This window comes from Methanoculleus sp. (assembly GCF_020696975.1).
In the GTDB taxonomy this organism is placed as follows: domain Archaea; phylum Halobacteriota; class Methanomicrobia; order Methanomicrobiales; family Methanoculleaceae; genus Methanoculleus.
In genome coordinates this window covers 21,899-28,226 of sequence record NZ_JAJGBK010000006.1, presented here as the reverse complement: position 1 = coordinate 28,226, position 6,328 = coordinate 21,899, and the positions used below count along the sequence as shown (strand labels likewise).

General features: G+C 56.3%; 5 protein-coding genes and 1 tRNA gene. 4 read left to right on the top strand and 2 right to left on the bottom strand.

Annotated features, from left to right (window positions below):
• The 3 genes from QZ650_RS01640 to QZ650_RS01630 form a co-directional block, all read left to right on the top strand.
• Positions 1–1,615, top strand: a 1,615-nt coding sequence (locus QZ650_RS01640; RefSeq protein ID WP_292522445.1) for a fasciclin domain-containing protein, incomplete at its 5' end; no start/stop codon positions are given.
• A 498-nt stretch (positions 1,616–2,113) separates the two neighbouring features.
• Positions 2,114–3,001, top strand: coding sequence for a class I SAM-dependent methyltransferase (locus tag QZ650_RS01635; protein ID WP_292521420.1), 888 nt, complete (start codon positions 2,114–2,116; stop codon positions 2,999–3,001).
• 353 nt (positions 3,002–3,354) lie between these two features.
• The gene (locus QZ650_RS01630) at positions 3,355–3,609 is read left to right on the top strand and encodes a DUF2795 domain-containing protein (RefSeq protein ID WP_292521422.1); all 255 of its coding nucleotides are present in this window, start codon (positions 3,355–3,357) and stop codon (positions 3,607–3,609) included.
• 148 nt (positions 3,610–3,757) lie between these two features.
• Here QZ650_RS01630 and QZ650_RS01625 read toward each other — a convergent pair.
• Both QZ650_RS01625 and QZ650_RS01620 read right to left on the bottom strand, forming a co-directional pair.
• Positions 3,758–3,842, bottom strand: a tRNA-Leu gene (locus QZ650_RS01625).
• 37 nt (positions 3,843–3,879) lie between these two features.
• Positions 3,880–5,583 carry an AMP-binding protein gene (locus QZ650_RS01620; RefSeq protein ID WP_292521423.1) on the bottom strand — a complete coding sequence of 568 codons (1,704 nt, stop codon included), beginning with the start codon at positions 5,581–5,583 and terminating at the stop codon, positions 3,880–3,882.
• Between the two features lie 127 nt (positions 5,584–5,710).
• On the opposite strand from QZ650_RS01620, the gene QZ650_RS01615 reads away from it, so the two are divergent.
• Positions 5,711–6,265, top strand: a complete 555-nt coding sequence (locus tag QZ650_RS01615; protein WP_292521661.1) for a TATA-box-binding protein — start codon at positions 5,711–5,713, stop codon at positions 6,263–6,265.
• Positions 6,266–6,328 lie beyond the last annotated feature (63 nt).

Genomic DNA, 6,328 nt, shown 5'->3' with positions numbered 1-6,328 from the left:
GGTGAATGTGACACCCACCCCGACGGTGAACGTGACACCCACCCCGACGGTGAACGTGACACCGACCCCGACAGTGAACGTGACACCGACCCCGACAGTGAATGTGACACCGACACCGACTGCTGAGGCGAACGTCACCATCATTGAGCCCATGGAGGGCGCCAGTATCCCTGCCGGGAACGTCACGGTGAGCGTGAACGTCACGAACTTCACGCTGGTGGAGCCGACCGGGCAAGAGAATGCGCCGGGCGAGGGGCACCTGCATTACTACCTCGACGCTCCGATCCCGATGAATGAGAGCGAACCCGCTATCCCGCCAACCGGCGGCTACGTCATCTCCACAAACCTCTCCCACACCTGGGAGAACGTGACGGCGGGCGAACACAACCTCACGGTCCAGCTGGTCAACAACGACCACACGCCACTAATACCGCTTGCCTTTGAGACGGTAAACGTCACCGTTGAAGAGAACGTGACACCCACCCCGACAGTGAATGTGACACCCACTCCGACGGTGAACGTGACACCCACTCCGACTCCGGTGGTGAATATCACCGACCTGATCGCGATGGAACTTGCCGGAGAGGAGAACCTGACAACATTCGTTGAAGTCGTAAACAACTCCACGCTCGATCAGAGTCTTGAAGAGAACAGGACTTACATCATATGCGCTCCAACCAATGTCGCGTTTGAAGATCTCGGCAATGAGACACTCTCGATCATCCTGAACAACACGACAGTCCTGAACACCATCCTTGAGTACCACGTCATTCTGGGCGACTACACGGTCGAGGAACTCGTGATGCTGTGCCAGAACGCAACCGACGGCCAGATCTCCTTGCCGACTGTTGAAGGGACAGAGGTTAACGCTACGATCACTGATGACGGTCAGCTGATCATCAACAACTTCACTGTCGTAGACCAGATCCAGATCACGAACAACATCATCGTCTATGTGATTGACGGTGTCCTGATTCCGCCGGATGTCACAATCCCAACACCGACCCCGACTCCGACACCGACAATGAACGTGACTCCAACACCGACAATGAACGTGACTCCGACACCGACGATGACGCCAACCCCGCCGACCGGCGAGATCATGGACCTCGAGCTCTATGAAGGCTGGAACTTCATCTCCATCCCAAGACCGCTCTCTGCCGGCAACAACACCGCAGCATCGGTCTTCAGCGAAGTTGACACCGGTGGGCGATTAATCTACACGTTTGCACCGGCAACCGGCTTCACTCCAGTGGGCGAGAACGAGACTCTGGAAGTCCTTGAGGGATACTGGGTCTACTCGACCGAGGATACGACCATGGAGCTGAACCTCAGCACCAACCCGCTGAGGGCGCCCGCCATGAGAACGCTCAGCCCGGGCTGGAACGCTATCGGCTACTCCGATCTGACAGCACGAACTGCAGAGGAGACACTCGGATCGGTGGAGGATATCTGGGTCTATGTCGTCGGTTTCGATGCAGAGAACCAGAGTTATCGGCCAGCGTTCATCAACAACCAGACCGGAGAGCAGGGTGAAGACCAGCAGCTCAACCCGACTGAGGGCTACTGGCTGTTCGTGCGCGAGGATGGCAGGCTGGCTGCCATCAGCACCTAACTTTTTTTTACGGTCCCGGGATGGATCTCCCTGAAAGAATGTCGCACCAGATTGACCGGAGCGCAGTGCATGCGATCACCATTGAATTGTCGTAACGCCTCTTCCGGCTCATGCCGGCTCTCCAGGATGTCCCGGCCGGGATACGATGAACCCGTCTTTTGGAAAAGACAGGAAAGACGGGTCCGCTGAGTGGCAGACCGCTCCCGCACCCCTGGGGAAGCCAGAATCACATTCACTCCGTGGAGGCGGGCGGCCCTGTTGCGGATGGGACAACAGCCCGGGGTCGGGCCGGCAGCCCTGACGGAGGGGACGGCACTGGAGACGGGACATGGAGGGACGGCACAATTCAATTATATTATATTATTAATCGAAAAAAATAAAATTGCTCGAAAGAAAAATTTCTGTTCCATCTGCAAAATCACCTTTAAATGACAAAAAGGTGAGGCTGGAGTGCGGGTATGTTTTAAGTAGATTCAGCATTATTTACCAGATCTGGTGATGCTGATCGGATCCAATACATCCGGGCCGAAGGACCCATGGGATGCTCTCCATGGAGAGCATGCCGACTACCCTCTGAGGGCAGTTGTAGGGAGAGAGGATGACTGTAACCACTACACCGATGCCGCACAGAAAGCCATCTACGCTCACGCTCTTCCCCTCCGAAAGGACTTTTCTGTTCTCGATTTTGGATGCGGCAACGGCCGGTGGTCGCTCTGGTTCGCCCCGCGGGTAGCTCGCGTTGTCGGAGTTGATCTCTCGCCCGAGATGGTGCAGGCAGCATGGCGGCTTGCGTCGGAGAAGAATGTCAAAAACGTTGGCTTTGCCGTCTTCAAGGGAGGAGCGGCCCCGTTCTCTGATAATTCTTTTGATCTGGTCAACTGTGTCTGGGTTCTTAAGTACATCCCCTCAGATGCGGAGGCGGTCAGGACCATCGTGGAGCTTTCACGCGTGACAAAACCCGGCGGATACATTGCCATCATTGAGCAGGTGAACTGGTCAGGGGCTCGCCTCCTCGAGAACGAAGGATACTTCCAGGGAAAGGCGCACTACCGGAAGCCCGATTTCTACATCGACGCCTTCAGGGAATGCGGTATGCATCTTGAGTATCACGCCATAACCAACGCTTCGCCTCTCTTCGGGATCTACTCACGGATTCGGAGGGCGTTGCATGCGCAGGACAATGCCCCGCTTACCACTACGTTGCGCTGTGTCACGGCGCTCAGTGTCCAGGGGGATCTCCTGACCGGGCGTATGACAAGGTTCAGAAACGGGCATCACTTCTTTCTCTTCAGGAAGGACGGAGATACGGGAGAACCCGGGAGACTTAAAATCCCGAAACCACTCTCATCGCTGGTCAGGGTATTATCGCCCTTTCGGGGTGCGTGAGCCACAATAGATCCTGCTCCGCTGAGAGACCGGGCAGTTCCCGGGAAACGTGACCTGCCCTACCGCTTCTGACGGATGCGGGCATGTCAACCCGGTGGTCGACTGCTGCACCATGGTCGTATTTGTTTGCCCGATAACCGACCCGGACGCTCCTGTCTGAGAGGCATCCCGAACAGCCATCGGTACGGATAGACCTGCCGCACCCGGTCGGCACCATCCCTGACTCAAAACCATCTCTTTTCAGATTACTGTTATTTCGGGCTCAAAACACAGTAACGTTTTTATTCACCCAGAGCTATGGGCATGCGTGTGTCCCGCCGTGCGGGATGCAATCAAGAAAGGTGGTGAGAACTATGGCAGAAGAGAGACCCTCGGTTAGGGGCGGGCAGGCCTCTGCAGCACAGGCTGCATCGGTTGAAGAACTGAGTGCATCCGCATTCCAGAAGTATCTTGGGGGCATGGACTATCCTGCCGGGAAGCAGGACCTGATCAACCATGCCAGGAAGAACAACGCGCCTGATGCTGTGATCCAGGTTCTTGAGATGTTCCAGGACCAGACCTTCCAGTCCGCAGCAGAAGTGAGCCAGGAGTTTGGCAGGGTCAAATAAACCCAACCTTTTTTGGGTGCTCTGAAACGTTCTCCGTCTGATTGGTTCCGGCGAGCCCTCGCAAGGGACGTAGCCGGAAAGAAATGCAGAACTGTGGCGGTGACGCTCTGGTATCCTCTTTTACGGCAACAATTCACAGAAGAAAGGATGCGAGGAGCCGGATTCGAACCGGCGAACTCCTACGAGACCAGGCCCTGAACCTGGCGCCTTTGACCTGGCTTGGCAACCCTCGCGCCTAATACTGTTGGATCTTCAACAAAATAAATGTAATTACTCCCCGCCCTCTACAGAGGGATGGGAGTCGTGAGAGTTGTTGTTCATGAACCGCGTCATCTCCAGATCACGGAGTTCATACCGTTTGATCTTGCCGGAGATAGTCTTCGGGAGTGATTCCACGAACTCGATCTCACGGGGGTATTTGTAGGGTGCCGTCACCCGCTTCACGTGCTTCTGGAGTTCCTTGATCAGGGATTCAGAGGGCCGGTATCCCGGTTTCAGCACGACGAAGGCCTTGACGATAAGCCCCCGGATCACGTCGGGTGACCCGACGACCGCTGCCTCCGCCACGGCCGGGTGCTCTATGAGCGCGCTCTCGACCTCGAACGGCCCGATCCGATACCCGGACGACTTGATGACGTCGTCATCGCGCCCCATGAACCAGAAGTAGCCGTCTTCATCCATGCGCGCCTTGTCGCCGGTGTAGTAGAACCCGTTTTCGCAGGACTTGCGAGTCTCTTCTTCGTTGTTTAAATAGCCGCGGAAGAGCCCCACCGGGCACGGGTTCAGCCGGATCGCGATGCGTCCCTCCTCCCCGACGCCGACAGGGTTGCCGTCGTCATCGTGAAGCTCGATGTGCCAGCCCGGCGCCGGTTTCCCCATGGAGCCGGGTTTGCACTTCATGCCAGGGAAGGTGCCGATGCAGAGCACCGTCTCCGTCTGGCCGTAACCTTCGTAGATCGTCCTCCCGGTCCCCTCCTGCCATGCCCGGATCACCTCGGGGTTGAGCGGCTCCCCGGCGCTGCAGCAGTGGCGCAGGTCAGAGAGATCGAACTTGTCGAGGTCGGCGAGGATGAGCATCCGGTAGATGGTCGGGGGGCAGCAGAACGTCGTGATCCCATACCTCTCCAGCAACGGGAGGATCTCGGTGGCGTGGAACCGGCCACGGATGTCGTAGACGAAGATGCACGCGCCGACGATCCACTGGCCAAAGAGTTTGCCCCATGCGCTCTTCCCCCAGCCGGTATCGGAGATCGTCAGGTGCAGGTCGTTTGGGTGCAGATCATGCCACACGCGCCCGGTGACGAGGTGCCCGAGCGGGTAGGAGTGGTCGTGAACCACCATCTTCGGCTCGCCGGTGGTGCCCGAGGTGAAGAAGATCAGCAGCGGGTCCGTCGATTTGGTCCGGTGCATCCCGGGCAGGTTTACCAGTTTGTGGGAGCAGGGCGCAGGATAGTCGAGCTCGACAGGGTAACTGACCCACCCGTCCTTCACGCCGTCGATCATGAGCTTGACCACAAGCGAGGGGCAGTCTTCCTGAACCTCCTCGACCTTCTCCGCGTGCTCGGCCATCGTGATGATCATCCTGACATCGGCTGCCTGGATGCGGTATTTCAGGTCTTTGGGGGTCAGCATCGTCGTTGCGGGGCAATAGACCGCCCCGAGCTTGATGAGGGCGATAACAAAGATCCACCACTCGGGCGTCCGGGGGAGCATCAGCATGACCCGGTCGCCCTTCTTGATACCGTATTTTATGCAGATGTTGACCGCCTGGTTTGAGAGGCGCATGAGATCGAAGAAGGTGTATTTCTTCTCGTCTCCCTGCTGATTGACCCAGATCATCGCCAGTTTATTCCGGTCCTTCTTTGCCCATGCGTCAATCACGTCGAAGCCGAAGTTATAGTATTCAGGGACGTCTATCTTGAAATTGGCACAGAGGTCTTCGTAGGACGCTGGTTTTTGCTCATCATCTGCCATAACGTGATCGATAAAGATTGCGCGTTCATGATTTAAAGAATTCACGACGTGGAAGAACGCTCCATATTCGGAACAGCCATAAAGATTATCCATTAGTATTATGGTCGAAAAAACGATACTCATATCGATGGATGAGAAGGGCTACGAGTCACTGAAAGTCGAGAACATTGTTGCCTCCGGGGTGATTGCCGACTCGATCGACCTCGAAAAAGTATCTGATAAAATACAAAACTGCGAACTGAATACAAAGAGGTTTCCGGGGGCGGTTTATCGTATCGAGAAGCCCAAGATTGCATCCCTGATATTCTCCTCGGGAAAGATAGTGCTCACCGGTATCAGGAACAATCAGGATCTCCACGAAGGCCTCGGTATCATCATGCAGTCCCTCAGAGACGCCGGTATCGATACCTACGACGAGCCGCAGGTCGCGGTCACGAACATCGTCTGTTCGTACGACATGGGCAGGTACATCAACTTAAACAAGGTGGTCATCACCCTCAACCTCGAAAACATCGAGTATGAGCCAGAACAGTTCCCGGGGCTCGTCTACCGTATCGAAGACCCCAAGATCGTCGCCCTCCTCTTCAGCTCAGGCAAGATCATCCTGACCGGCGGCAAAGTCATCGAGGACATCAAGCGAGGACTCGATTTCCTGGAGCAGCGGCTCGAAACGATTGTGTGAACCTTTTTTTCGTTGCGTTCTTTTGGCGGGGGCCGGGCGCCCTTTGTTTTTGGTCGGGGTCTG